This is a genomic window from Achromobacter sp. FW305-C-28 (genome assembly GCF_058783235.1).
In genome coordinates this window covers 647,112-670,537 of sequence record NZ_JBYSYL010000002.1, presented here as the reverse complement: position 1 = coordinate 670,537, position 23,426 = coordinate 647,112, and the positions used below count along the sequence as shown (strand labels likewise).

Below are 23,426 nucleotides of genomic sequence, written 5' to 3'. Positions count from 1 at the left end.
TCGTCGCGGTTGATCAGCGCGGCGAATCGCCGCCGGTGATCAACGCTTCTCGGACCCGGACGAGAACAGGTCCGAGATCGCGTCGCCGACGTCCTTGACGGCGCCGGCGACGCCGCTGGCCGCGCCTTCGGCCCCCACGCCGAGCACATGGCCGACGCCCCGCGCGATCTGCGCCGCAAAGCCTCGCGACGCCGAAAACTTGGGGTTGTCCAGGCTGCCGGACAGGCTGAATTCCATGCGCAGCGCGCCATTGCGGTCTTCCATGGCGGCCAGCACCGCCTTGCGCGGCAGCGAAAACAACGAACCGTCACCGCTGAATTTCAGGCCATGCAGCGCCACCACGCCAGACGCCTTCAATTGCCGCTTGGCAATGGTGGTCTGCATGTCCAGGTCCATGGCGCCCCCCGACAGCGAACCGGCGCCGTTTTCGGCCAGATACGGCGCGGCATAACGGATGTCCATATTGCGCACGGCCACTTTCATGTCGGCATCGGTGCCGCCGACCTCCAGCGAACCCTTGGCGGTCACGGTGGCCGCGCCGTTGCGGTTTTCTTCCACCGACCCCTTGAATTCCATCTCGCTGCGCTGGCCGTCCGCCGGCAGCACCAGCGGATGCAGGCGCGCGGCGACCTGATTGAACGGAATGCGGTGCGGCGGCTTCGATACCGCCGCATCCAGGAAGTCCAGCCGCCCGTCCGTCAGCACGATGTCATCGGCACGGATGGGGTTCTTGCGGCGCGACGGATCATTGGCGTTGTCGGCCTCGCGCAGCGCCGCCTGCAGGGCAGGCGAAATCTGCATGTCGCCATCGGGCGTGCGCAGCACGGCAAAATCGAACCCTTCGATGGTGATCTTGCGGAACACCGCCTCGTGCTGCAGAAACGATGTCCATTCGGGTTCCGCCACCACGCGCCGCGCGCTGGCCGGCGCCGCATCGCCCGTGCCCGCGATCTTGACGTCGGTCAGCACCACCTCTCGCCAGCCGACCTGGACATTGCCCACCTGGGCACGCGGCCCCAGCATATTGGCGATACGCAGTTCGACCAGGCGCGTGCCGGCCAGCGCCAGGATGGCCAGCACGGCAGCCAACAGCACGACAATGGCCAGGGCCATGCCCAGGGGCGAGCGACGGCGAGGTGCGGCGGATTGAAGACTCATCGAGGATCCTGAGGCGGTGGCCGGGGCGCGGGCGCGTCGCGGCAAGGAACGGGCAACCCTGCCTGCACCTTACCGACCGACCCGGCGCGGCGCAAGGCATGCGGCGCTACCGGTGCGCGGCCACCAGGGCCACGATGCAGGCGAACTGCAGGCCCAACCAGGCTTCCAGGCGCGGCGGTCCAGCTACGCCTCATGGCCGAGCCAGAAACGGCGATGCCCGCGCAGGGCTCCCCGCACGGGCATCGCCGCCACTCACCCTGCGCCTGTCGGCCGTCGCCGCAACGCGGGCTCACTCGGATGTCGTCAGCGCATCAACGCTGCGTCTGCGGACGTTGCTGGCCGGTCTGGCCAGGCTGCTGGCCCGGCTTGCCGTCCTTGTCCATGTGCTGGCCGCCCTGGCCGGGCTGTTGCTGACCTGGCTGGTTGCGATCCTTCGGGCTTTCCTGCGTCTGCTGCTTTTGGGGCTGCTTTTGCTGGTCGGGCTGATTCGGGTTTGCCATTGCAAGTCTCCTAGTCGGCGGAACCATTCCGCCACACAGGGAGTAGCAACTGGCGTGCCCAAGCCTGGCCCCGCCCGGGCCGGCAACGCGGCGCGCATCGGCCCGGCCGTTGCGGCCCCGGTAATTTCGGGATGCGAGGGGTAGAAAAGTCGGCCAGGCCGCGATGGTCGGGTCAGACCCTGATTGTCCCAACCCTTATTGCGTCGTGACGTGCACCGGCAGGCCGGTTTCGGCATCTTGCGGGTCAAAGGCGTCCAGCCATGCCGACGCATAGCTGGCGGGCGCGGCCAGCGGTTCGCCGCGGTCGCGCTGCACGCGCAGGCGCATCAGCAAATCGTCCAGCGGCATGGGACGGCCCAACGCGTAGCCCTGGCCATAGCGGCAACCCGCGGCGCGCAAGGCCGGAATGTCCGCGACGTTCTCGACGCCCTCGGCCACCACCCGCCACCCCATCCGGGTGGCCAGTTCGGCGGCGGTGCGCAGCACCTCGAATGCCACCGCGCTACGACGCATGCGGGTCACGAAATACTGGTCGATCTTGACCTCGGACAGCGGAATGGCGGACAGCAGCTTCAGGGACGCATGGCCGGTGCCGAAATCGTCCAGGCTGACCTCGCAGCCGGCCTCTTCCAGCCGTGCCAATGTGGCCCGCAGGACTTCCAGCTCTTTGATGGGCTGGTCTTCGGTCAGTTCGACCCGCAGCAACGACGCCGGCAATTCCGCCGCGTGGATGCGCGCCAGCAGGAAATCGACCGAGCGTTCGTCGGACAGGGTCGAGGCCGGCGCATTGATCGCCACCGGGATGGCCATGCCGGTTCGGCGCATGGTCTGCAGCATGTCGATGACGCGCTGCGCCACCCGTTCGAACAGGGTACGATCCAGCCCCAGCCGGTTCACGGCGGGAATGAATTCGGCGGGCATGACAATACCCAGGCGCGGATGCTGCCAGCGCGCCAGCGCCTCGGCCGACACAATGCGGCCGGTCAATAAATCCACCTGGGGTTGCAGCAATACCCTCAGGCCGTCTTTGCCGGTAATCATGGCAGCGATTTCGTCATCGCTGACCACCGAGCTTGTGGAAGCCTCGTGATTTGGCGTCATGTTTGCTCCTTAAGTGCCCCGGAGTACGGCCTGCGCTGTCCGGGCGCAGACCGAGGCACATTGGACATGAGTATTCACATTCGGCTTGCAGGGTTATTTACTGCCTAGCGTTACTTACCCAGCGCATTCGCTAATCGATCGCCAATGTTTTTTTATGCGATTTCGCACATTTATTCCAGGCAATTGTGCGCGCTTGCGGCGTCAAAGTCACACATATGTAACCAGGAGTATTTATGCCTGATCATTCATGAAAATCCCAATAATCGGACGCTCTGAAAATTCATTATTTTTTTGTCTTGTCGACATGGTAGCGTTGCGTTTTTTTTGGTATTCCGCGTGACTTCCCTGCTTTCCCGCTGGCGCAATTTGGCGCGCAATGTCCTGTGGCTCGACGCCCTGCAAGCCGCGGCCATCAGCGCCGCGCCCGTCATCCTGGCCGTGCTGGCGCACGAGCCGCGCCTGGGCTGGACGGCCATTGCCGCCTTCTGGGCCTGCTTTGGCGACCCCGGCGGGCCGCTGCGCCAACGCGCCGGGTCGATGCTGGCGCTGGGCCTGATCGGCGCCCTGTTCTGCTTTCTGGCCAGCGCCAGCGCCGGCCACCTGTGGCTGCTGCTGCCGCTGACTTTCGTCTGCTGCACGTTCGGCGGCCTGCTGCGGGTACTGGGACCGGCGGCCGCCATTGTCGGCACGCTGTTGTCAGCCGGCTTCGTGGTGGCGGCCGAACTGCCCGCGCCCACGCTGGCGGCCAGCCTGTCGTACACCCTGTTCTTCGTGGCCGGCGCGCTGTGGGCCATCTTGATGACCGCGCTGGTCTGGCGCCGCCGTCCCTGGAAAGACGCGACCCACGCCGTGGCGCATTGCTACCGCGGCCTGGCGGATTTCGGCGACGCCCTGGCGCGCATGTATTCCGGCCTGGCCCCCGCCGGCGGTCCGCAGGCCTGGAGCGCCGTCACCCGCGCGCAGCGCAGCGCCCTGCGCGCCGCGCTGGAAGCGGCGCGCGGCCGCATCCGCGAAGTGCAGGACGCGCGGCCTTCGCGTCGCGCCCGCGCCCAGCAGTTGTTCTATCTGCTGGACAACGCCGAAGACAGCTTCATCGCGCTGGTGGCGGCGGCCGACCTGCTGGAATCGAACGCGCCGCGCTGGCTGGGCCGCGGCGCGGGCGCCAACCTGTCGCACACCTTCCACCGCTACGCCAGCGTGGCCAACGCCATCGCCAGCACGTCCGACGTCACCGATGCCAAGCAGGCCGAGTGCCTGCGCGAACGGCTGGCGCACTTTGGCGCCGGCCTGCACGAGCTGCGCGGCGCGGCCATGGCCTATGCCCCGGACCTGGCCACCATGGTGCCGGTGCTGGACCGCCTGCAACAGAACGCGCAGTCGGTCATGCAGGCGCTGTTTGACCGCGACGGCGCGCCGGACGTGCCGGCGCAAGCCGCACGCGCCGAATCGCCCGCGCGCGCCGCCTGGCGCAGCCTGCGGCAGAACCTGCGCTTCGAATCCGATGCCTTTCGCCATGCGCTGCGCGTGGGCATCGGCGCCACCATTGCCGTGGCGCTGTCCAAGACCTTCGCCGTCAACCACGGCTACTGGATGTCGCTGACGCTGGTGTTCATCCTGCAGCCCTACTTCGCCACCACCTGGCAACGCACGGTGGAACGCGTCATCGGCAGCGTGGCCGGCGCCATCGGCGCCTCGCTGCTGGGGTTGCTGCTCACCACGCCGCTGTCGGTGGCGCTGGCGGTGCTGCCGATCGCCCTGGGCACCTTTGCCGCCCGCACCATCCACTACGCCCTGTTCACGTTTTTCCTGACCTCGCAGTTCGTGCTGGTCAGCCATATCCAGCAGCCCGACATCTACGAACCGATGCTGGCGGCGCTGCGCGCCTTCAACAGCGTGCTGGGCGGCGTGCTGGCGCTGCTGGTGGGTTTTCTGGTGTGGCCCGAGAAAGAACCGCGCCAATTGGCCGGCGCCTTGAGCCGTGCGCTGGACCGCCATGCCGCCTACGCCCTGGCGCTGACCCGCGACAAGAGCGGCGCGGGTGCGGGCGAAGACATCGTCGGCCTGCGGCGCCTGGCCTGCCTGTCGGCCGACAACGCCGAGGCCTCGCTGCAGCGCTTGCAGCAAAACCCCGTGCACCGCGACCGCAATGTGGATACCGCCGTGAACCTGCTCGCCGCAATGCGCCGCGTCACCGCGGCCGGCACCGTGCTGGAAATCCAGCCTGCGCTGGCGCCGGACAGTGCCGCCGCGCCCGTACTGCGCGAGTACGGCCAGGTGCTGGCGCATGCCCTGCATCCGCAGGAAGCGGCGCCCGCCACCGATATCCGGCAGTTGGCGGTGCCCCCCGCGCTGGCGGCCGCCGCGCCTGCCCTGGCCGGGCCGCTGGACCGCATCGCGCAGCAGGCGCGCCAGGTCAGGCAATTGCGCGAACGCGTGCAGCAGGCCTGAACGACCCTTGCGCCGGCCCCGCCTAACTGCGGGCGCCTTGACGCACGTCAAAGGCGGAATGCGCGGAACGCGCAACGATAAAGGCCTGTCGCGCTGAAAAGGAGGCCGCCATGTATCGCCGCATTTCCGTACACCTGGACCACGGGTTCGATTGCCCCCGCCGCACGCAGGTCGCGCTGGCACTGGCCAAGCGTCACAACGCCGAACTGGTTGGCGTCTACGCCAGCTCGGCGCCGCCCCAGTATTACTACGGTGAATCCGTGCTGATGTCCAAGACCCTGAGCGTGATGCGCGACCTGCAGTCGCAGAATCGCGGCGCGGTGCAGAACGCCTTCCTGGAAGCGGCCGCCAATGCGGATGTGCCCGCGGTCGTGCGCGCGGGTGACAACACCCCCAGCGCCACGGTGGCGCTGTATGGCCGCACCAGCGACCTCATCATCGTCAGCCAGGACAACCGCGAAGACGTCGAGGCCGCGCACGAAACCGAATTCGTCGAGCAGGCCCTGCTGACGGCCGGCCGCCCCGTGCTGGTGGTGCCGTCCAGCGGCGATTTCCCGGTGATCGGCGACCGCGTGCTGGTCTGCTGGGACGGCAGCCGCGAAGCCGCGCGCGCCCTGGCGGACGCCGCGCCGTTGCTGCGTTCGGCCTCGCACCTGGTGGTGCTGACCATGGATGAAGGCGCCGCCACCCGCAAGGGCGAAGCCGCGCCGTTCGAAGACCTGGCCACCTATTGCATCGCCCAGGGCATGCCGGCGCCCGACCACGTGCGCCGCGACATCAAGGGCGTGGGGGTCGGCAGCACCATCCTGAACGCGGCGGCCGACTACAGCGCCGACCTGATCGTGATGGGCGCCTACGGCCACAGCAAGTTCCGCGAATGGGCCATGGGCGGCGCCACCGCGTCCATCCTGAAGAGCATGACCGTGCCGATCATGTTCTCGCACTAAGGTCCGCGCGGCTCGCGCACCGAGGGTCGCCCGCCCCCCGGCGTCGCGCGAACGGCTTGCGCCACGCGGGCCCGCGTGCCGGCCGGTCAGCCCTGCGAGCCCGGCACCGGCGTCAGCACCGGCTTGCCGCCGAAATGCGCGGTGGCGTTTTCCAGGAACAGCGCCACCGTCGCCGACACGGCTTCGGGCGAACGGCCCGCGCTGTGCGGCGTCAGCACCACGTTGTCCAGCGTGAACAGCGCCGGCGGCACCACCGGCTCGCCTTCCACCACGTCCAGCCCCGCGCCGGCAATGCGGCGTTCGGCCAGTGCAGCGATCAGGGCATCGGTATCGACCACGCTGCCGCGCGCGATGTTCACCAGGTAGCCCTGGGGCCCCAGCGCATCCAGTACGGCCGCGTTCACCAGATGCCGCGTGTCGGCGCCGCCGGGCGTGGCCACCACCAGAAAGTCGGACTCCGCAGCCAGCGCCAGCGGGCTGTCGTAGTACGTGTAGCCGCTCTGCGGACGCGGCCGCCGGTTGTAGTAGCCCACCGTCATGCCAAAGCCCAGGGCGCCGCGCCTGGCGATTTCCAGGCCGATCGTGCCCAACCCCAGGATGCCCAGGCGCTTGCCCGATACCTGCGGTCCCATGAAGCCATTCCAGTGCCCCTGGCGCACCCAGGCGTCGGCCTGTGGCAAATGCCGCGCCGTACCCAGCAGCAGCGCCATGGCGTGGTCGGCCACCGAGGTGGCGTTGGCGCCGGGCCCGTGCGTGACCCGCAGGCCGCGCGCCCGCGCCGCGGCCACGTCGATGTTCTCGAAGCCCACGCCCAGCGAACAGATCAATTCCAGCTTGGGCAAGGCCGCCATTTCGTCGGCATGGAACCCGGTTGCGCCGCGGGTCAGCACCACGCGGATCTCGTCGGCGTGTTCGCGGATGGCGCGGGCGCGTTGTTCGGGGGTGGTGGCAAGAATGCAGCGAAAGCCGCGGTCTTCGATGGCGGGCAGGAAATCATGCACGCTTTCGATCAGGATCAGGAGGGGGATCTTCATGTTGCTGCGGGTCGGAATGCGGTCGGAAATGCGGCGGGTCGAGGGTGCCAGGCGCGGCGCACCGTGCGTGATGGCGTCGGCCGCCAAAAAACAGGCCGGCAAATATTACGCCTCGGTACAATTGCGCGCCACCTGCCTGTCCCGCCCCCGCCCTTGATCGCGTCATGAAAGCCAAGCACCGCAAGACTCTGCGCACTGCCCTGTCCACCCTGCATCGCTGGGCGGGATTGATCCTGGGCGTGGTGCTGGTGCTGGCCGGCCTTTCGGGCAGCCTGCTGGCGTTCGACCATGAACTTGACGGCTGGCTGAATTCGGCCATGCTGCGCAACCGTGCGGGCGTTTGCGCCGCACCGTTGCCTCCGTCTGCCGCCGCGCAGGCCGTGCAGCAAGCGTGGCCGGGCGCCACGGTCAACGCCATCACCTTGCCCGAATCCGGTGCCGACAGCTACCGCGTGCAGTTCAAGCACACTGCCACGGCCGACAACGAGGCTGGCGTGGACGCCTGCTCGGGCCAGTTGCTGGCCAGCCGCAACCGCGACGCGGTGTCGCTGGACCGCGCCCACGTCATGCCCCTGCTGCTGCGCTGGCACATGACGCTCTTGCAAGGCAAGACCGGCCGCGAAGTGCTGGGCTGGCTGGCGGTGGCCTGGGTGGTGCTGTTGCTGGCGGGCGTCTACCTGGCCTGGCCGCGCCCGGGCCACTGGCGCCGGTCGGTATCGGTGACGCGCGGGGTCGGCGCGTTTCGCACCAGTTATGAGCTGCACCGCGCCGCAGGCCTGATCTCGGCCATCTTCTTGCTCGTGGTCGCGGGCACCGGCTTTTTCATGGGCCTGCCGCAGTTGGGCCGGCAGTTGGTGTCCAGCGTCATGAGCGTGCCGGTGGATGCGCGCACGGCCAAGCTGGCGCCGCTGACCCCGGGCGAAACGGAAGTGGGTTGGGATGGCGCGGCCGCGAAGGCGCGCGAAGGGGCGCCCGCCACCGCCACGCTGGTGATGCTGCGGCGCGATGCCGCCAATGGCGTCTACCAGGCCCGCATGCGCCGCGCGGACGACTGGCAACCGGTCGGCACGCTGCGCCTGTTCATCGACATGCGCAGCGGCGCGCAGGTGTCGGCGGCCGATCCCCTGTCGGGCACGGCCGGCCAACGCCTGCTGGCGGTGATGTTCCCCCTGCATTCGGGCAGCCTGTTCGGCCTGCCCAGCCGGATCCTGACGGCGGTGCTGGGCCTGCTGCCGCTCTTGTTCTTCGTGACCGGGCTGGTCATCTGGATCAGCCGCCGACGGCTCAAGCACCGCGGCCGGCTGGCTCCAGCGCAGGCGCAGGCGCCCAGGCCAACGGCCCGGCGCGCCTGATGTTGCGCGGCGGGCGCCTCAAGCGCACAAGACGCCCCCCGCCGCTATATCCGTCCCGTCAGCAGCAACACGATCAAGACGATGACCACGATCCCCAGCAACCCGCTGGGGTAATAGCCCCAGCCTCGGCTATGCGGCCACGCCGGTACGGCGCCTACCAGCAGCAATATCAGAATGATCAGCAAAATGGTGGACATGGTTTCATCCTTTTTTCTTGGTGGGTACGTCGAATGGGCTGACGCGTATCAATGGACACGCGAGAGTTTTTCCTTCACCGGCGGCTCGAGCGGCGGCAGATCCACCTCCGGCTCATCGGTATCGGGATCGACCGGCAGATCGCCCGGCGGCGAGCCCGGCGGAATCGGTTCCGGCTTGGGCGGGACATGCAGGTATAGATCGGCAGACATGGCACTCTCCTGTAAAGATGCTGCTTTGCGCGTGGCCGGAAGCGTCCGGCCCCACGAACCCGACACCGCGCCGCCACTCAATGGCGCACCAGCGCGAACACGCGCAGTATTTCGCGGTTGAAAGCGGGAATATCGTCCGGCTTGCGGCTGCTGATCCAGCGGCCGTCCACCACCACCTCTTCATCCACCCAGTCGGCGCCTGCATTGCGCAGGTCATCAGCCAACGAGGGCCAACTGGTCATCTTGCGGTCCTTGACCAGGCCGGCGGAAATCAGCAGCCACGCGCCATGGCAGATCACGGCCAGCGGCTTGCCCGCCTCGTGCATCGCATGCACGAATTCTCGCGCTTTGGGATGCAGCCGGATCTCATCCGCATTGATTACGCCGCCGGGCAGCAGCACCGCATCGAACGTCTCGGGCTGCGCCTCGGCGAAGATCAGGTCGGCCTCGAAACGGTCACCCTTGTCGTTGTGATGCATCCCCTGCACTGGCCCGCGCTTGGCCGACACGATGACGGTGCGCGCCCCTTCGGCGTGCAGCGCGTCGCGCGGCCCGGTCAGTTCCACCTGTTCAAAACCGTCCACCACCAGGATGGCGACCGTGAAGTCCTGTAGTGTCTTCGCCATGCAAACGCTCCTTTGTTGCCTGTCGCGCCACTGACAGCAAGTGGCGTGCCCAAGTCGCTTTGCACCTACGGGCATGCCGCTTGCTAAGGTCTGCCGCGATTTGCAGGAGGCCGACATGGCACAACCCAGGGCACACGCCACGACATCCGCCAAGGAATCTCCCAAGGCGCGCCCCAAGCCCTCCAAGGTGGCGCCCCCTCTGGACGGCAAGCTGATCTACATGGATGACACCCGCCCCGGCTACTCACGGGTGCGCGTCAACGCGGCGACCTTCCACTACCTGGACACCGCGGGCCGGCGCATCCGGCGCGCCGCCGAACTGGACCGCATCCGTGCCCTGGCCATTCCGCCCGCCTACGAAGCCGTCTGGATCTGCCCGTTGCCCTGGGGCCATCTGCAGGCCACCGGCCGCGATGCCCGCGGCCGCAAGCAGTATCGCTATCATCCGGCCTGGGCGCAGCAGCGCGATGCCGACAAGTACGGCAGCCTGCGCGAGTTCGGCGCGAGCCTGCCGCGCATCCGCCGCCAGGTGGCGCGCGACCTGCGGATGGCAGGCCTGGCGCAAGCCAAGATGATCGGCGTGGTCGTGCAATTGCTGGACGATACGCTGATCCGCATCGGGGCCCGCGAATACGTGCGCGCCAACCGGTCGTATGGCCTGACGACGCTGACGCGGCGCCACGCCACGGTGCGGGGCGATCGGTTGCGCTTTCGCTTTCGCGGCAAGAGCGGCGTGGAACACGACGTGACGGTGACCGATCGGCGCATCGCGCGTGTCATCAAGCGCTGCCTGGACATTCCCGGCCAACAGCTATTCCAGTACCTGGACGAAGACGGCAATCCGCACGCGGTCGATTCCGAATCGGTGAATGCCTATCTGCGCGAGGCCGGCGCGGCCGACTTCACGGCCAAGCACTACCGCACGTGGGCCGGGTCGGTATTGGCCTACGCCGCGCTGCAGCGCCGGCCGTTCGTCGACGAACGCCAGGCCAGACAAGAGGTGGTGGAGGTAATCAAGCAGGTGGCGCAGCGATTGGCGAACACGCCGGCCGTGTGCCGCGCCTGCTATGTGCATCCCTTGATCGTCGACACCTACCTGGCTGGCGGCTTGCCGGCCCATGGCCCGGCGCCTGCCGGCCCGCGCGGCTTGAGCGCAGACGAACGGCGCTTGCTGGCTTTCCTGGACAGGGCCTGACGCCAGGCGATGCCGGCCTGGGCCGTCAGAGAATCGACGACCTGGCGTTCTTGGCGCGCGGCTGCGGCGCGGCGCCATCGGCCCAATTGGATTCGGTCTCGTCGTCCACCGCGCGCCGGGTGTCGCGCGCCGCCTCGTCCGGCGTCGACGCCGTGGGCTTGGACGGCAACTGCGGCACGTCGACGGGTCCTCGCGGCGGCAGCACCTTGGCATCGGCAATCTGGGCGTCTTGCCCGGCTTTCTTGCCGGCGGCGGCCGTGGTCGGCTTGGCAGAGGTCTTGCTAGCGGTCTTGGCGGATATCACGATGGCACTCCCGTTATGGCCTGGTTCCATCCTACGGCGCAGGCCGCGTCGGCGTCACCCGCCAAGCGTCAGAATTGAAAGCGGATGTGGCGTTGATGGCAGGCGCGGCGCTTGCTGGGTAAAAAGAACATTCCCCCAACGCCCACCCTGGAGCTATCGATGGCCAACAACCATACCCCCCTGCCCTCGGACTTCCCCGAGCACGGCCCCGACGACCGCGGCGCGCGCGGACGGCGCCGTCATCCCGAAAGCTGGATCGACGACCTGGAGGCCACCCTCAGCGACGCGTCCGCCACCGATCTGGAAGCGCTTAAAACGCGCCTGGCCGACCAGTTGCGCGACACCCGCCGCAGCCTGCGCGATGCGTCCGACACGGCGCACGACATGGTGCGCGAAACCATCGACTGCACCGAGCAATATATTCATGCGCGCCCCTGGCAGGCGGTCGGCCTGGTGGCCGGCGCGGCCTTCCTGTTCGGCGTCATCGTGGGCCGGCAGCAATAAAAGCGGCGTCCAACAACAGATAATGGACGCCGCGCCTGGAAAGGCGCGGCGTCCACGGGGTCCCGCAGCAAGGCGCAGCGTTTACTTCTGGGCCTTTTCCTTGGCATCGCCATAGGCCGCCTGGGTCTTGCCGGCGACCTTCTGGGCTGCGCCCTTGAGTTCGGTCGACGTGCTGCCGGTGGCCTTGCCCGCTACTTCCTTGACCTTGCCCGCGGCCTCGTTGACGCGACCCTTCACTTGATCCTTGTTCATGGCAATTCCTTTCTACATGGATGGAGTGCCAACGCCGGGTGGCGCGGGCGGCGTCCTTGCAGCAAGCGGCGTGCCTGACACGTCCCGCCCGGTGCGATCCCCCGGCCTGCCCAGCTATTTCTCCGGCGCCACCGAAGCCGGCGCCTCGCGCGCGGCCGGTGATACGGCAGGCGGCTCGCCCCGGGTCGCGGGCTGGATCTGATCCTGCCGGGTGGCCGGATCGCGCTTCAAGGCGCGCGCCAGCGTCAGGTGGTCGGCCTGCACAGGCCCGGCCTGGGCCGCGAACTGACGCACCTGGGCATCGCCGGCCTGCCGGGCCGCATCGCGATACAACGCATCGGTCCTGACGTGGGCGGCGACCGCCACCTGATCCGTATACAGCGCGTCGAATTCCGTACCGGTCTTGCCGGCCAAGGTTTCCAGCGTGCGCTGATCGGCCGGTTCCGGCTGGTTCGGCAGCGTCACCTGCTTGCTGGCCGCCAGGCGCTTGAGCTTCGTCTCGCCCTCCTGGTGCTGCGCCTGCATCTTGGCGGCGTAGGTGCGCACTTCGGTACTGGCGGCGCGCTCACGCGCCAGGCTCGCCGCCTGCATCTGAAAGGCATCGGCCGCCGCGGCCGCCTGCAGGAAATGGCTGTCGGCCTCGGACAAGCCGGCGGCGCCCACCGCCCAGGGCATGGCCACGCCACCCCACAGGCAAATCGCGGCCAGGCGTTGCAATATTTTCTTCTTGTTCATGTCCGTCTCCTTGGCCGCCCCGCGGCGGCGGTTTCATTGCGCCATGGATGTGGACGGCGCCTCGACATGACGCGGCGGCGTCAGCGGGTCGAAGTCTTCCCACTTGCCATCCAGCCAGCGGCCCTGGGCCCGCTCGATGTCGCGCCCGCCGGATTCACGCAGAACCCGGCGTGCCAGGGCTTCCTGCTCGGGCGCGACCGGCAGCGCCAGCATCACGCCCGCCGGCCGTACAGCCGGGTGCATGCCGGGCGCCTGGGGCACCGCGGCCGACAGGCGCTTGCCGCGCCCCGCTACCCACAAAGCCCCGCCCAGTGCGCCCAGGTAAGCGCCCGCGCCCGCCGCCGCGATCACCACCAGGATCGCCGCGCCCAGCCACAGGGCGGCCAGGCCGCCGACCAAGGCAAAGACCAACCCCAGCACCGACGCGCCCGCCAGCGCGCCCAGGTGCGCACCGCGCGCATCCGGGTCCGCCACGCGGTCGCCGCCGATCGGATAGCGCGCGTGCTCGCCCGCCGAATTGATATAGAACGTATGGAAATCGTCTTCCGAAAAACCTTCGTCGCGCAGCCGCTGGGCAGCCAGGCTGGCGCCATCGAAGGTCTGGAAGCGTGCGGCAACAATCAGGGACATGACTATCTCCTCTCAGCACGGCCCGCCATCGGCCATGGCAAAAAAGGCAGCAACTGCCATGCCTCCACGCGCATCGCGGCACGGCGCTTGCTGAGCGTGTCCGCAAGTGACCAGACGTAAGTCGACGGGAAATCGTTACGGCCTCGCCCCCGCCGCCTCGCAACGACGCAATAAACGCCACGTCGCGCAGAATTTACCCGCGCCGGGCAAAGGAACGAAACATGTACGCCTATGACGACGACGAAGTGACCCCCGCTCAGGGTGACACCGCGTTGCGCGAGCCGACAGGCCGACGGACGTTGGGGCCGCTGGACTGGATTGCCCTGATCGCGCTGGTTGCCGGCGGCGTCAATTGCGGCCTGATTGCCGCCGTCAACCTGGACGTGTTCGCGCGCGTATTGCCGTCGGCGACAGCTGCGCGCGTCGCCTACGGACTGGTCGGCCTGGCGGCCCTGCACTGCGTCGTGCTGTTGTTTCGACTGGGTGCGGAAAACGACTGACGCAGCGCGCGGCGTCGGGCATCTTTCGCCGTCGATGCTTTATGTCATCGATGCCTTGCACCGGGCCGTCACGAGCGCCCGCCTGGCTTACGCGTACCCGGATACTGCCCGCCTTCCTCATATTCCGGCCCATTCGGGTGAGGGCTCTTGTCCGCGCCGCGCTCGGGCGCCGAAGCCTTGTCCGCACCCGGTTTGTCCGACCCGAACTGGCCGCTGCGGCGGGCGGCATCGGATTCATCCTGCGGCCGGTTTGCCTTGCCGCCCTCCGGCGTGCCGGCGCCTGCCTTGCTACCCGCATCTGTCTTGGTCATGACTGCTCTCCTTGCATTGCGCCCGACGCGATACCGCGGGCGCCCCCGCCATTGGCGCAAGCGCCGTGCCCGCTATTGCAGGCACGGCGCTTGCTCAGGGATGGGCGTGGGACGACCAACCATCCGGCCGTCCTCATCCAAAGGAGTGATCCATGAAATTGTCCAATACCCGCCTGTCCCTGACGCTGATCCCCGCCGCGGCCCTGTGCCTGTCGGCCCTGGCGCTGCCGGTCGCGGCGCAAACCACGCAAGTGCGCAGCAGCGAACAGATCGACAATCAATACAAGATGGACAAGAAGCAATGCGACGCCATGAAGGGCAACCAGAAGGACGTCTGCCAGAAGCAAGCCGAAGCCACGCGCGACAAGGCGCGCGCCGACGCCAAGGCCGGCAAGGAAAAGGCCGAAGCCAACCATGACGCGGCCAAGACGCGCAACGACGCGGACTACAAGGTGGGCAAGGAAAAGTGCGATGCCATGTCGGGCAACGCCAAGGACGCCTGCATGGCGGACCTGAAGACCCGCTACGGCAAGTAAGCGCGTACAGCGCGCCCGCCCTCGCCCTGCATAGCGGCGGCTGGGGCGCGCATCAACGCGATGCCGTGGAAGAAGAAGACGGCGGCGGCTCGCCCGGCAGCGCGTAGCCCGCCGCCGCATATTCTTCAAGCCGGTTGTAGAGCGTCTTGGGGCTGATGCCCAATACCGCGGCGGCCTGCTTCTTGACGCCCTTGCAGCGTTCCAGCGTGGCCAGGATCAGCCGACGATCGGCTTCGGCCAGCGTTTCGCCCACGGGCACCGTGATCTGCCCCCCCGCGCCCATGTCGCCACCGGGCGACACCTGCGGCGCCAGCAGGTCGACATCCAGTTCGTCGCTTTCGGCCATGATGAAAGCGCGGCGCACGAAGTTCTTCAGTTCACGCACATTGCCGGGCCATTCGTACTGTGCCAGGGCCGTCTTGGCGCGCGCGGAAAACGCCTTGTGGCTGCCGGTGTCCTGGTTCTGGGCCTGCAGGAAGCGATCGGCCAGGAAGGCGATGTCGTCGCCGCGCTCGCGCAGCGGCGGCAGTTCCAGCGGAAAGACGCTAAGCCGGTAATACAGGTCTTCGCGCAGCTTGCCTTCCTGGACGGCTTGTTCGGGGTTGCGGTTGGTGGCGGCGATGATGCGGATGTCGCAGCCGATCTCGCGGTTGGTGCCCACCCGCATGAATTGGCCGGTTTCCAGCACCCGCAACAGCTTGACCTGCAGATCAAGCGGCATTTCGGTCACTTCGTCCAGGAACAGCGTGCCGCCGTCGGCGCGTTCGAAGTAGCCTTTGTGTTGGCGGTCGGCGCCGGTGAAGCTGCCGCGTTCGTGACCGAACATTTCACTTTCGATCAGGTGCGGCGAAATCGCGCCGCAATTGACCGCGATGAACGGCCGCTGGCGTCGCCTGCTGAGTTCGTGGATGGCGTGCGCCGCCAGTTCCTTGCCGGTGCCGCTTTCGCCGATCAGCAAGACCGTGACGTCGGTGGGCGCCACGCGCCCGACCTGGCGATAGAGCTCACGCATGGGCGGCGACGAACCGAACATCTTGCCAAAGCGCCCGGGCTCTTCGAACGGTGTGCCCGGCCGTTCACCGCCGGCATTGGCCACGATTCGCGCCAGGATCTCGTTCAGGCGATCCATGCAGATGGGCTTGGTCAGGTAGTCGGTCGCGCCCAGGCGCAGCGCCTGGACGGCGTTGTCGACGGTGCCATGGCCGGTCATCACCACCACTTCGGCGCTGGCCACGGCTACGTTCTTGAAGATGTCCATGCCGCTGCCGCCGGGCAGGCGCACGTCCGTCAGCACCAGGTCGGGCGCCTGGCGTTCGAGCTGGATCAGCGCATCTTTCACGCTGGCGGCCAGCGCCACCGTGAAGCCGCTGTCGCGGCCGATCTCGGCCAAGGTTTCACGGATAGCGTCGTCGTCTTCGACGATCAGCAAGTGAGGCATGACGGCTCCGAGGCGCGGCAGCCCGAGCGTCTCCCGGGCCCAATTTCCGGCCAAGTTCGAGCATAGCCACTCTGGCGCGGCCGGACGTAAATATTCGATACGATCCACTAAAGTTTTCGATTGCTTTCAACTGGTCGCAACCGCCGCCGCCCGCCCCTCTACCATCGGCCTGTCACCCACGCCCCCCGTGGAGCCTAGGATATCCGCATGCCCGATCGTTCCGCCGGCGACCGCAAGGACGCCGCGACTGCCGACATCAACCCCCTGGACGTCTCCGGACTGTCCCCCGTCATGCAAAAGCTGGCCACGCAACTGCGCCTGGCCGCCGGCACCGACGCCAGCGTGTTCATCGTGGGCGAGAGCGGCGCCGGCAAGGAAGTGGTGGCCCGCGCCATCCATGATGCAAGCGCACGGCACGACCGCCCCTTCGTGGCGATCAACTGCGGGGCCATCAGCGGCTCGCTGGCGCACGCCGAACTCTTCGGCCACGAAAAAGGCAGCTTCACCGGCGCCGTGGCGCAGAACGCCGGCTACTTTGAATACGCCAGCGGCGGCACGCTGTTCCTGGACGAAGTGACCGAAATGCCGCCCGACATGCAGGTGCATTTCCTGCGGGTACTCGAAGCCGGCACCTATCAGCGCGTGGGCGGCGCCGATCTGTTGCGCGCCAACGTGCGCATCATCTGCGCCAGCAACCGCGACCCCGCCGCCTCGGTGGCCGACGGGCGGCTGCGGCAGGACTTCCTGCACCGGCTGCTGGTGATTCCGCTGCGCGTACCGCCGCTGCGCGAACGCACGGGCGACTCCCTGATCCTGGCGCAACGCTTCCTGGATGCGCTGAACCGCCAGCACGCCACCCACAAGCGCTTTGCCAAACCCATGCTGGATGCGATTGCGCAGCATGACTGGCCCGGCAACGTGCGCGAACTGCGCAACGCCGTGCAACGCGCGTACATCCTGTCCGACGATGTGCTGGACATCGCGCTGCCGCGGCCGCGCTCGGCGCAGCGCGCCGAGTTCAAGGACGGCGCCCTGAATGTGCCGGTGGGCACCGCCCTGGGCAATGCGCAGCGCGACTTCATCCTGGCCACCCTGGCCCACCACGGCGGCGACAAGCGGTTGGCGGCCGAGACTCTGGGCGTCAGCCTGAAGACGCTCTACAACCGGCTGGACGTCTACGAGAAAGAGCAAGGCGGGCCGGCGGCCGCCTAGGCCGCGCCAACCCACAGGCGTCGGGGACGCACCTTCGCGAAATTCTTACCGCCGCTTTGTAACCCTGGACGGGCGCACGCCGCCCCCGCCTCGCGCTTTCCCCCGCAGGGCAAGCAGGCATGGTTCTTGCATGTGTACAAGGATGAGCCGCCGTCTGGCGGCACCCGTTTTTCCGGGAGGCAAGAGTGGGACATCCGATGCAAGAACTGCGCCTGCGCCAGCAGATGACGCTGGCCCCCCGCCTGCAGCAGTCCGTCAAGCTGCTGCAAATGTCGGCGCTGGAATTCACGACGGCGGTCGAGCTCGCGATGGCCACCAATCCCTTCCTCGAGGAAGCCGATGAGCAAGTGGCGGACCCGACGCCCGCGCAACCTGAACGCGGTGCCGTGGCGCCCGAGCCGCCCACCGAAACGGCCGTTGCGGGCGACCCGGATAGCAGCGACCACGATGCCGCCGCCGACGCCCCGGCCACCCCGGAATATTCCGGCGACTATCCGACGCCAGCGCGTGCAGACGGCGAAGACCACGACCTGGGCCAATGGGCCAGCGCACCGGTGTCGATGCGTGAAAAGCTGTCGGCGGATCTGGGCAACTACCGGCTGGAGCCACGCGGCCGCCTGCTGGCCGAATTCATCATCGACGCGCTCGACGAAGACGGCTACCTGCGCACCCCGCTGGCCAACCTGTGCAGCGCCCTGAGCCCGGATTTCACGCCCCCGCCCGACGAAGGCGAATGGCTGGCCGCCCTGCGCCTGGTGCAGCAGCTGGATGCGCCCGGCCTGGGCGCCCGCGATCTGCAGGAATGCCTGTCGCTGCAACTGGCCGCCGCACCCGGCGTCAGTGCGCCGCTGCGCGACCTGGCGCTGCGCATCGTGGCCGAACAGATCGAACGCCTGGCCAAGAACGATGCCGCCGGCCTGCGCCGTGCGCTCAATTGCACCGAAGACGCCCTGCGCGAGGCCTGCGCGCTGATCCGCGGCCTGGACCCCAAGCCCGGGCGCCGCTATGACATGCAGGCGCCGGTGTACGTGGTGCCCGATGTGTTCGTGGACAAATGGCATTCGCGCTGGCGCGTGGTGCCCAATCGCAGCGCGATGCCGCAGGCCCGCCTGCACCGCGTCTACGCCGACCTGTTCCGCCGCGCGCGGCTGGACGATCGCAGCCCCATGGCGCAGGAACTGCAGGAAGCCCGCTGGCTGGTGCGCAATGTGGAGCAGCGCTACACCACCATCCAGCGCGTGGCCGAAGCCATCGTCAAGCGTCAGCAGACCTTCTTCGAATATGGCGAAGTGGCGCTGCGGCCACTGATGCTCAAGGAAGTGGCCGACGACCTGGACATGCACGAATCCACCGTGTCCCGTGCGACGGTCAGCAAGTACATGGTGACCCCGCGCGGCGTCTTCGAATTCCGCCACTTCTTCTCGCGCGAGCTGGCCACCGATTCCGGGGGCACCTGTTCGGCCGCCGCCGTGCGCGCGCTGATCAAGGAACTGATCGACGCCGAAGACCCCGCCATGCCCCTGTCCGACGTCGCCCTGACCCAGCAGCTTGCCAGCAACGGCATCGTCCTGGCCCGCCGCACGGTTTCCAAGTACCGCGGCCAGCTACGCCTGCCCCCCGCCGAATTGCGTCGACAGCATTGAATTGATGTCGGGCCGCCGATACGAAAATGCCCACCCTCGCGGGTGGGCATTGTTCTCTGCGACCAGGCCCGACTGCCTATTTGCTACCGCCAGAGTTGGGGTATCCGGGAGGCGGCGTGGCGCCGGCGGCCGGCGTGCGCGGCACGTTGTCGTTGGCCTCGCGATGGCGCGTGGGCATTTCGCCGCTGCGCTTGTCGGACGAGGGCGCCGCGTTCTTGTCGAGGTTGGGCGGCGCGGTCATGGTGTTGGGCGCGGCATTGGGCGCAGGCGCAGCCTGCCCCGGCGGCACGGGGCGGTTCGGCTGTACCGCGGTGCCGTCATTCGGCGTGGTGGACGGGGCAGTGGGCGAGGCCGATTGCGCCAGGGCGGCACCCGAAGCGCCAAGGCTGGCGGCCACTACGATTGCATAGGTCAAGGCACGGATTTTCATGGACAGGCTCCTTTTTGAGTTGCCCTGTCCTTACAGCAATCGCCATGCCCGCCTGCCCGTCGCCCCGTGGCCTGCGCGCGGGCAGGCATTTTTTACCGGTGCTTGAAACCCGGTCACCCCGGCGTCGGCGTCGTCCTGGGCGCCTCTACCGTGATCGGATCCAGCATGCGCTGCACCCGCGCCGCCAGCACATCCAGCGCAAACGGCTTGACGATCAGTTCCATGCCGCTGTCCAGAAAGCCCGAGCCGCGCGCCGCGCTTTCGGCATAACCCGTCATCAGCAGGACCTTCAGGTCGGGATGGGTGGCGCGCGCCGCGTCGGCCAATTGGCGTCCGTTCAGGCCGGGCAGGCCGACATCGGTCACCAGCAGATCGATATCCGGCGTGGCGCGCACCCGCTCCAGCCCGGCGTCACCGTCGTTGGCCGTGATCACCCGCATGCCCAGCTCGGCCAGGCTTTCGCGCACCATCTCGCGCACGTTGACATCGTCTTCCACCAGCACGACCACTGCCTGGCGCGCACGCTCGCCGGGCGGGCTGGCTTCGGGGCCGGGCGCCGCGGCGTCTGCCAGCGCGCCTTCGTGGCGCGGCAGGAAGATCCTGACCGAGGTGCCCACGCCTACCTTGCTGTCCAGGGTCACCACGCCGCCCGCCTGCTTGGCAAAGCCGTAGATCATTGACAGGCCCAGCCCGGTGCCCTCGCCCAGCGGTTTGGTGGTGAAGAACGGATCGAACGCGTGCGCCAGCACATCGGGCGCCATGCCGCAGCCGATGTCTGTCACGCACACTTCGACGAAGGCGCCTGCCTGCACGCCGCCATAGGGCCGCAGGAAGGCCCGATCCAGCCGCGTATTCAGCGCCGCCACCGTCAGCACGCCGCCGTCCGGCATGGCGTCGCACGCGTTGATCACCAGGTTCAGCAGCGCGTTCTCGAACTGGTTGCGGTCGCAGCGCACCGGCCACAGGCCGGGTTCCAGGTCGAACGCCAGCGACACGCCTTCACCGGTATAGCGGTGGAACAGGTCGGCCATCGATTGCAGCGTCGAGGCCACGCAGAAGGCCTGCGGATCGATCGGCTGGCGGCGCGAGAACGTCAACAGCCGCTGCGTCAGGTGGGCGGCGCGATTGGCCGATTCCATGGCCACGTTGATGAAGCGCAAGGCCTGCTCGGGCGTGCCGGCCGCCAGCTTGCGCTGGATCAGGTAAAGCGCGCCGGTGATGCCCTGCAGCATGTTGTTGAAGTCATGCGCGATGCCGCCGGTCAGCCGCCCCACCGCCTCCATTTTCTGCGCCTGGCGCAGCGCGTTTTCGGTTTCCAGCAGCGTCTCGGCCTGCGATTTCAGATCGCTGTCGTCGCGGCCCGCCATGTACAGGCTGTCTTGCGCCCACGACATGCTCCAGGTGATCCAGGCGTAGCCGCCATCGCGCTTGAGCACCCGGTTTTCAAGGTGGCGCACGCCTTGCGGCGCATCGGCGCTGCGCGCCTGCGCCAACGCGTTGCGGGTCGCGTCGTAGTCGTCCGGATGGATCAGCTGGCGCAGTCCCATGGCCAGGAACTGCTCGGGTGTCCACCCCAGGATCGGTCGCACCGCCGGGTTGACGCTGACGTAGCGGCCCTGGCCGTCGATCACCGCCAGCAGCTCGGGCGACAGGCGCCAGATGCGGTCGCGCTCGGCGATGGCATGCTCGACCCGCTGCTCGAGCATGCGGGCGTATTGGGACCGCTCTACCGCGCCGCACATGCGCTCGGCCACCTCTTCGATGCAGGCCACGTCGCCGCGCTTGAAGCGGCTGTCGGCGGCGGATCGCAGCACCAGCGCACCGCCCTGGCGGCCCCAGCGGCCGGTAGGCACGACGATGGCCGATGGCAGGATTTCACCGTCGGCCTGCACCAGCAACGGTTCAAGATAGGTGGTTCGGCCGTTGCGCAGTGCGTCGTAGAACGCATCGGTATACAGATCCGGCCCCGGCACGCCGCGGCCATCGTCGCGGCCCGGATGGCAGCGCCAGCAGGTCGACACCACCGGCTCGGCGCCCTCGCCTGCCCAGTCCAGCACCGCCGCCATCCCCAGCGCCAGGTGCTGGCCCAGGCTTTCGCACGCGGTCTGCTCGATGGCCTGCTGCTGCGGCAATTCGCGCAGGCGGTCGCCCAGCGCCATCAGGAAATTCTTGCGATGCTGCCCTTCCCACAGCTCGGCCTCGGCCGTCTTGCGGGCGGTGACGTCAAGAAACAGCGCCATCATGCGGTCCGCGCCCTCTTTGCGGGCGCGCGCCTCGTACCAGGCCGGCCGCGGGCCAGGCACGGCGAATTCGAACTGCGCGGGCTCGCCGGTTTCGACCACCTGGGCGAAGGCGTCCATGATGCGGCCCGGCACGCCGGGGATCATTTCGCGCAGCGTGTGGCCCAGTGTGTCGCCTTCCTTCATGCCGCTCTGGCGTTCAAAGGCGGGATTGACTTCGATGAAGCGAAAATCAACGATATTGCCCTGCGTATCGCGCAGCGCCTCGCTCAGGAAAAAAGCCTCTTGCATGCCCTCGAACATCGCGCGCCAGCGTTCGCCGCTGCGCCGCAACGCCAATTCGGTCAAGTGGCGTTCGATGGCCAGCGCGGCGCTGCGCGTCACCACCGCGATCGCGTCGATATCGTGCGCCGACGGCGAACGCGGCATCGCGTAGTAATTCGAGAACACACCCAGCAGGCGACCATCTGGCGATTTGATCGGGGTTGACCAGCATGCACGCAGTCCGTGTGCCAGGGCCTGTTCGCGCCAGGCTTCCCAGGCCGGATGGCTGGCGATGTCTTCCACGTAGACGGGACAGCCGGTGTACGCGGCCTGGCCCCAGGACGCGCCGTCGGGTCCGATCAATGCGCGATCCACCGCGGCGTTGTACGCCGCCGGCAGGCTGGGCGCCGCGCCGTGCAGCAGCAGGCGGCCGGATTCGTCGATCAACGCGATCGAGGCGCGCAATTCGACGCTGGACTGCGCCTCGATCGCGTGCAGCACATGCGCCAGCACCTCGGGCAAAGGCACGCCCGCGACAATGCGCTGGAGCATGATCCGTTCGTCTTCCAGGCGCGCAAGCGTGTCGGTCCACGGGTGCGCTACGCGGTCTCGCTGGGTCAGCATGGGTTCTCCCTCGGGCTCCCCCCGAGAGTATTGCGAGCGCGCGCCGGCAGCGGAAACCCTAGGTAACTCGAGGCAACAGCGCGAGGCAATCGCGCGGATCACCAGGCCGACGGTCCGGTGAGTCGGCGTTTGCGCGACTGGCCGCCGGTCAGCGGGTCGACACGACGCTTTCCCGTGCCAGGCCCAGCGCCGTCAAGGCCTCGGGCTTGTCCACCAGCACGCATTGCTTGCCGGTGCGGGTGCAGTGGTCTTTCACGCGCCAGTAGGCGCCGTGGCTGACGCAGCCCGTCTGGCAGATGACCAGGTCCGCGGCCACCAGGCTGGCTTCCAGCGTGTCGCCATCGGCGCCCTCGCCGCCACAATGGCCCAGGTAGCGGCCACCGGCCATTTCGACGACCTTGCGTGTCAGCATCAGGGCCATCGCGTCTTCGCCCACGCACAGCACGGATTTTTCGCGCAGCGTCGCCGCGGCAATGACCGTGGGCCGGGCGGCCGGTTCGGCAGCATTGTCCAGCGGGCGCAGCCGCGCCTGCGCCGCACGGTCCTGCCAGGCCAGGCGCTCGCGCATCAGGCTCTGCACCCGTTCCATCAATTGCGTCACCCGGCGCGCCAGCGCCACCCGCCTGGGCAGGCCGGGAATCGCGCCTTCCAGCGCGGCGCGGTCCTGGCGCGCCCATTCCAGCGCGGTGTCACGCTGGATCACGGCGGCGCGCAGGCGCATGGCCTCGGCTTCCAGGTGCTGGATGCGTTGAGCCTGCGCGCTGAGCAGGCGGCTGCAGCGCGCCTGGGCCTGGCCGTAGGCGGCCAGCAGGGCCGCGTGTTCACGCTGCAAGGAATTGGGCGCCTGGAAAGCTGACGTCATCACGGGCCTCGGTTCGGTAGGAAACAACACGGCGGGCGCATGCCAGCGCCGTCCGACTTGCCGGGCATTATAAATGAGAATAAGTCTTTTTTAATTTATATCCATATGCCCGCCGCGGGCACAGGGAAATCCATTACTGACGACGTTTGATCGCTTAAATATGATCGACAAAC

25 protein-coding genes are annotated in these 23,426 nt (G+C 68.0%); 9 read left to right on the top strand and 16 right to left on the bottom strand.

All coding sequences use genetic code 11. From position 1 onward, the window contains the following. Nucleotides 1–39 precede the first annotated feature (39 nt). From AC3WMR_RS08055 to AC3WMR_RS08045, 3 genes are all read right to left on the bottom strand, one after another. Nucleotides 40–1,158 (bottom strand): DUF748 domain-containing protein, encoded by a 1,119-nt coding sequence (locus tag AC3WMR_RS08055; protein ID WP_492263506.1) that lies wholly within the window; start codon nt 1,156–1,158, stop codon nt 40–42. A gap of 311 nt (nt 1,159–1,469) precedes the next feature. Next, nucleotides 1,470–1,658, bottom strand: a complete 189-nt coding sequence (locus AC3WMR_RS08050; RefSeq protein ID WP_492263505.1) for a hypothetical protein — start codon at nt 1,656–1,658, stop codon at nt 1,470–1,472. Nucleotides 1,659–1,853: 195 nt separating this feature from the next. Further along, entirely contained in the window at nt 1,854–2,759 is a 906-nt protein-coding gene (locus AC3WMR_RS08045) for an EAL domain-containing protein (protein WP_492263504.1), read from the bottom strand. Between the two features lie 336 nt (nt 2,760–3,095). Between AC3WMR_RS08045 and AC3WMR_RS08040 the strand changes: the two genes are divergently transcribed. Further along, on the top strand, nt 3,096–5,207 hold the full coding sequence (locus tag AC3WMR_RS08040; protein WP_492263503.1) for an FUSC family protein: 2,112 nt from the start codon (nt 3,096–3,098) through the stop codon (nt 5,205–5,207). A 110-nt stretch (nt 5,208–5,317) separates the two neighbouring features. Beyond that, complete coding sequence (locus AC3WMR_RS08035; protein WP_492263502.1) at nt 5,318–6,154, top strand: universal stress protein; 837 nt, start codon at nt 5,318–5,320, stop codon at nt 6,152–6,154. Between the two features lie 86 nt (nt 6,155–6,240). Here AC3WMR_RS08035 and AC3WMR_RS08030 read toward each other — a convergent pair whose 3' ends face one another. Further along, on the bottom strand, nt 6,241–7,188 hold the full coding sequence (locus AC3WMR_RS08030) for a 2-hydroxyacid dehydrogenase (protein ID WP_492263648.1): 948 nt from the start codon (nt 7,186–7,188) through the stop codon (nt 6,241–6,243). Between the two features lie 164 nt (nt 7,189–7,352). Here AC3WMR_RS08030 and AC3WMR_RS08025 point away from each other — a divergent pair, with 164 nt between their 5' ends. Beyond that, nucleotides 7,353–8,540: a PepSY-associated TM helix domain-containing protein gene (locus AC3WMR_RS08025; RefSeq protein ID WP_492263501.1), complete on the top strand. Its 1,188-nt coding sequence runs from the start codon at nt 7,353–7,355 to the stop codon at nt 8,538–8,540. A gap of 44 nt (nt 8,541–8,584) precedes the next feature. Here the strand turns inward: AC3WMR_RS08025 and AC3WMR_RS08020 are convergent, their stop codons facing one another. From AC3WMR_RS08020 to AC3WMR_RS08010, 3 genes are all read right to left on the bottom strand, one after another. Further along, a complete protein-coding gene (locus tag AC3WMR_RS08020) occupies nt 8,585–8,737 on the bottom strand; it encodes a DUF3309 family protein (RefSeq protein ID WP_042885785.1) in 153 nt (50 codons plus the stop codon). Between the two features lie 48 nt (nt 8,738–8,785). Beyond that, on the bottom strand, nt 8,786–8,947 hold the full coding sequence (locus tag AC3WMR_RS08015) for a hypothetical protein (protein WP_198529768.1): 162 nt from the start codon (nt 8,945–8,947) through the stop codon (nt 8,786–8,788). A gap of 77 nt (nt 8,948–9,024) precedes the next feature. Continuing rightward, entirely contained in the window at nt 9,025–9,573 is a 549-nt protein-coding gene (locus tag AC3WMR_RS08010; protein WP_492263500.1) for a type 1 glutamine amidotransferase domain-containing protein, read from the bottom strand. A 220-nt stretch (nt 9,574–9,793) separates the two neighbouring features. On the opposite strand from AC3WMR_RS08010, the gene AC3WMR_RS08005 reads away from it, so the two are divergent. After that, a complete protein-coding gene (locus AC3WMR_RS08005) occupies nt 9,794–10,768 on the top strand; it encodes a DNA topoisomerase IB (RefSeq protein ID WP_492263647.1) in 975 nt (324 codons plus the stop codon). Between the two features lie 25 nt (nt 10,769–10,793). Here AC3WMR_RS08005 and AC3WMR_RS08000 read toward each other — a convergent pair whose 3' ends face one another. Further along, complete coding sequence (locus AC3WMR_RS08000) at nt 10,794–11,072, bottom strand: hypothetical protein (RefSeq protein ID WP_492263499.1); 279 nt, start codon at nt 11,070–11,072, stop codon at nt 10,794–10,796. A gap of 159 nt (nt 11,073–11,231) precedes the next feature. On the opposite strand from AC3WMR_RS08000, the gene AC3WMR_RS07995 reads away from it, so the two are divergent. Beyond that, complete coding sequence (locus tag AC3WMR_RS07995; protein WP_492263498.1) at nt 11,232–11,576, top strand: ElaB/YgaM/YqjD family protein; 345 nt, start codon at nt 11,232–11,234, stop codon at nt 11,574–11,576. An 81-nt stretch (nt 11,577–11,657) separates the two neighbouring features. Here the strand turns inward: AC3WMR_RS07995 and AC3WMR_RS07990 are convergent, their stop codons facing one another. The 3 genes from AC3WMR_RS07990 to AC3WMR_RS07980 form a co-directional block, all read right to left on the bottom strand. Next, entirely contained in the window at nt 11,658–11,828 is a 171-nt protein-coding gene (locus tag AC3WMR_RS07990) for a CsbD family protein (RefSeq protein WP_492263497.1), read from the bottom strand. Nucleotides 11,829–11,942: 114 nt separating this feature from the next. Further along, a complete protein-coding gene (locus AC3WMR_RS07985; protein ID WP_492263496.1) occupies nt 11,943–12,563 on the bottom strand; it encodes a DUF4142 domain-containing protein in 621 nt (206 codons plus the stop codon). Nucleotides 12,564–12,596: 33 nt separating this feature from the next. Next, on the bottom strand, nt 12,597–13,193 hold the full coding sequence (locus AC3WMR_RS07980) for a hypothetical protein (protein ID WP_492263495.1): 597 nt from the start codon (nt 13,191–13,193) through the stop codon (nt 12,597–12,599). Nucleotides 13,194–13,414: 221 nt separating this feature from the next. Here AC3WMR_RS07980 and AC3WMR_RS07975 point away from each other — a divergent pair, with 221 nt between their 5' ends. Next, nucleotides 13,415–13,693: a DUF378 domain-containing protein gene (locus tag AC3WMR_RS07975; protein ID WP_492263494.1), complete on the top strand. Its 279-nt coding sequence runs from the start codon at nt 13,415–13,417 to the stop codon at nt 13,691–13,693. Nucleotides 13,694–13,761: 68 nt separating this feature from the next. Here AC3WMR_RS07975 and AC3WMR_RS07970 read toward each other — a convergent pair whose 3' ends face one another. Beyond that, a complete protein-coding gene (locus tag AC3WMR_RS07970; RefSeq protein WP_492263493.1) occupies nt 13,762–14,004 on the bottom strand; it encodes a hypothetical protein in 243 nt (80 codons plus the stop codon). A 152-nt stretch (nt 14,005–14,156) separates the two neighbouring features. Between AC3WMR_RS07970 and AC3WMR_RS07965 the strand changes: the two genes are divergently transcribed. Then, complete coding sequence (locus AC3WMR_RS07965) at nt 14,157–14,540, top strand: hypothetical protein (protein WP_492263492.1); 384 nt, start codon at nt 14,157–14,159, stop codon at nt 14,538–14,540. Nucleotides 14,541–14,592: 52 nt separating this feature from the next. On the opposite strand, the gene AC3WMR_RS07960 is transcribed toward AC3WMR_RS07965, so the two are convergent. Continuing rightward, on the bottom strand, nt 14,593–15,978 hold the full coding sequence (locus AC3WMR_RS07960) for a sigma-54-dependent transcriptional regulator (RefSeq protein ID WP_492263491.1): 1,386 nt from the start codon (nt 15,976–15,978) through the stop codon (nt 14,593–14,595). Nucleotides 15,979–16,185: 207 nt separating this feature from the next. Here AC3WMR_RS07960 and AC3WMR_RS07955 point away from each other — a divergent pair, with 207 nt between their 5' ends. Continuing rightward, nucleotides 16,186–17,190, top strand: coding sequence for a sigma-54 interaction domain-containing protein (locus AC3WMR_RS07955; protein ID WP_492263490.1), 1,005 nt, complete (start codon nt 16,186–16,188; stop codon nt 17,188–17,190). A 197-nt stretch (nt 17,191–17,387) separates the two neighbouring features. Beyond that, entirely contained in the window at nt 17,388–18,833 is a 1,446-nt protein-coding gene (locus tag AC3WMR_RS07950) for an RNA polymerase factor sigma-54 (RefSeq protein ID WP_492263489.1), read from the top strand. Nucleotides 18,834–18,909: 76 nt separating this feature from the next. Here the strand turns inward: AC3WMR_RS07950 and AC3WMR_RS07945 are convergent, their stop codons facing one another. The 3 genes from AC3WMR_RS07945 to AC3WMR_RS07935 all read right to left on the bottom strand — a co-directional run bounded on the left by AC3WMR_RS07945 (nt 18,910) and on the right by AC3WMR_RS07935 (nt 23,253). Continuing rightward, nucleotides 18,910–19,263 carry a hypothetical protein gene (locus AC3WMR_RS07945; RefSeq protein WP_492263488.1) on the bottom strand — a complete coding sequence of 118 codons (354 nt, stop codon included), beginning with the start codon at nt 19,261–19,263 and terminating at the stop codon, nt 18,910–18,912. A 113-nt stretch (nt 19,264–19,376) separates the two neighbouring features. Continuing rightward, a complete protein-coding gene (locus AC3WMR_RS07940; RefSeq protein ID WP_492263487.1) occupies nt 19,377–22,391 on the bottom strand; it encodes a PAS domain-containing protein in 3,015 nt (1,004 codons plus the stop codon). A gap of 148 nt (nt 22,392–22,539) precedes the next feature. After that, nucleotides 22,540–23,253, bottom strand: coding sequence for a DUF2325 domain-containing protein (locus AC3WMR_RS07935; RefSeq protein WP_492263486.1), 714 nt, complete (start codon nt 23,251–23,253; stop codon nt 22,540–22,542). Between the last annotated feature and the right edge of the window lie 173 nt (nt 23,254–23,426).

Bases quoted from the DNA above. Each gene is read 5' to 3' on its own strand.
- AC3WMR_RS08055 (WP_492263506.1), bottom strand. From the start codon at position 1,158: ATGAGTCTTCAATCCGCCGCACCTCGCCGTCGCTCGCCCCTGGGCATG.
- AC3WMR_RS08050 (WP_492263505.1), bottom strand. From the start codon at position 1,658: ATGGCAAACCCGAATCAGCCCGACCAGCAAAAGCAGCCCCAAAAGCAG.
- AC3WMR_RS08045 (WP_492263504.1), bottom strand. From the start codon at position 2,759: ATGACGCCAAATCACGAGGCTTCCACAAGCTCGGTGGTCAGCGATGAC.
- AC3WMR_RS08035 (WP_492263502.1), top strand. From the start codon at position 5,318: ATGTATCGCCGCATTTCCGTACACCTGGACCACGGGTTCGATTGCCCC.
- AC3WMR_RS08030 (WP_492263648.1), bottom strand. From the start codon at position 7,188: ATGAAGATCCCCCTCCTGATCCTGATCGAAAGCGTGCATGATTTCCTG.
- AC3WMR_RS08025 (WP_492263501.1), top strand. From the start codon at position 7,353: ATGAAAGCCAAGCACCGCAAGACTCTGCGCACTGCCCTGTCCACCCTG.
- AC3WMR_RS08020 (WP_042885785.1), bottom strand. From the start codon at position 8,737: ATGTCCACCATTTTGCTGATCATTCTGATATTGCTGCTGGTAGGCGCC.
- AC3WMR_RS08015 (WP_198529768.1), bottom strand. From the start codon at position 8,947: ATGTCTGCCGATCTATACCTGCATGTCCCGCCCAAGCCGGAACCGATT.
- AC3WMR_RS08010 (WP_492263500.1), bottom strand. From the start codon at position 9,573: ATGGCGAAGACACTACAGGACTTCACGGTCGCCATCCTGGTGGTGGAC.
- AC3WMR_RS08005 (WP_492263647.1), top strand. From the start codon at position 9,794: ATGGATGACACCCGCCCCGGCTACTCACGGGTGCGCGTCAACGCGGCG.
- AC3WMR_RS07995 (WP_492263498.1), top strand. From the start codon at position 11,232: ATGGCCAACAACCATACCCCCCTGCCCTCGGACTTCCCCGAGCACGGC.
- AC3WMR_RS07990 (WP_492263497.1), bottom strand. From the start codon at position 11,828: ATGAACAAGGATCAAGTGAAGGGTCGCGTCAACGAGGCCGCGGGCAAG.
- AC3WMR_RS07985 (WP_492263496.1), bottom strand. From the start codon at position 12,563: ATGAACAAGAAGAAAATATTGCAACGCCTGGCCGCGATTTGCCTGTGG.
- AC3WMR_RS07980 (WP_492263495.1), bottom strand. From the start codon at position 13,193: ATGTCCCTGATTGTTGCCGCACGCTTCCAGACCTTCGATGGCGCCAGC.
- AC3WMR_RS07975 (WP_492263494.1), top strand. From the start codon at position 13,415: ATGTACGCCTATGACGACGACGAAGTGACCCCCGCTCAGGGTGACACC.
- AC3WMR_RS07970 (WP_492263493.1), bottom strand. From the start codon at position 14,004: ATGACCAAGACAGATGCGGGTAGCAAGGCAGGCGCCGGCACGCCGGAG.
- AC3WMR_RS07965 (WP_492263492.1), top strand. From the start codon at position 14,157: ATGAAATTGTCCAATACCCGCCTGTCCCTGACGCTGATCCCCGCCGCG.
- AC3WMR_RS07960 (WP_492263491.1), bottom strand. From the start codon at position 15,978: ATGCCTCACTTGCTGATCGTCGAAGACGACGACGCTATCCGTGAAACC.
- AC3WMR_RS07955 (WP_492263490.1), top strand. From the start codon at position 16,186: ATGCCCGATCGTTCCGCCGGCGACCGCAAGGACGCCGCGACTGCCGAC.
- AC3WMR_RS07950 (WP_492263489.1), top strand. From the start codon at position 17,388: ATGCAAGAACTGCGCCTGCGCCAGCAGATGACGCTGGCCCCCCGCCTG.
- AC3WMR_RS07945 (WP_492263488.1), bottom strand. From the start codon at position 19,263: ATGAAAATCCGTGCCTTGACCTATGCAATCGTAGTGGCCGCCAGCCTT.
- AC3WMR_RS07940 (WP_492263487.1), bottom strand. From the start codon at position 22,391: ATGCTGACCCAGCGAGACCGCGTAGCGCACCCGTGGACCGACACGCTT.
- AC3WMR_RS07935 (WP_492263486.1), bottom strand. From the start codon at position 23,253: ATGACGTCAGCTTTCCAGGCGCCCAATTCCTTGCAGCGTGAACACGCG.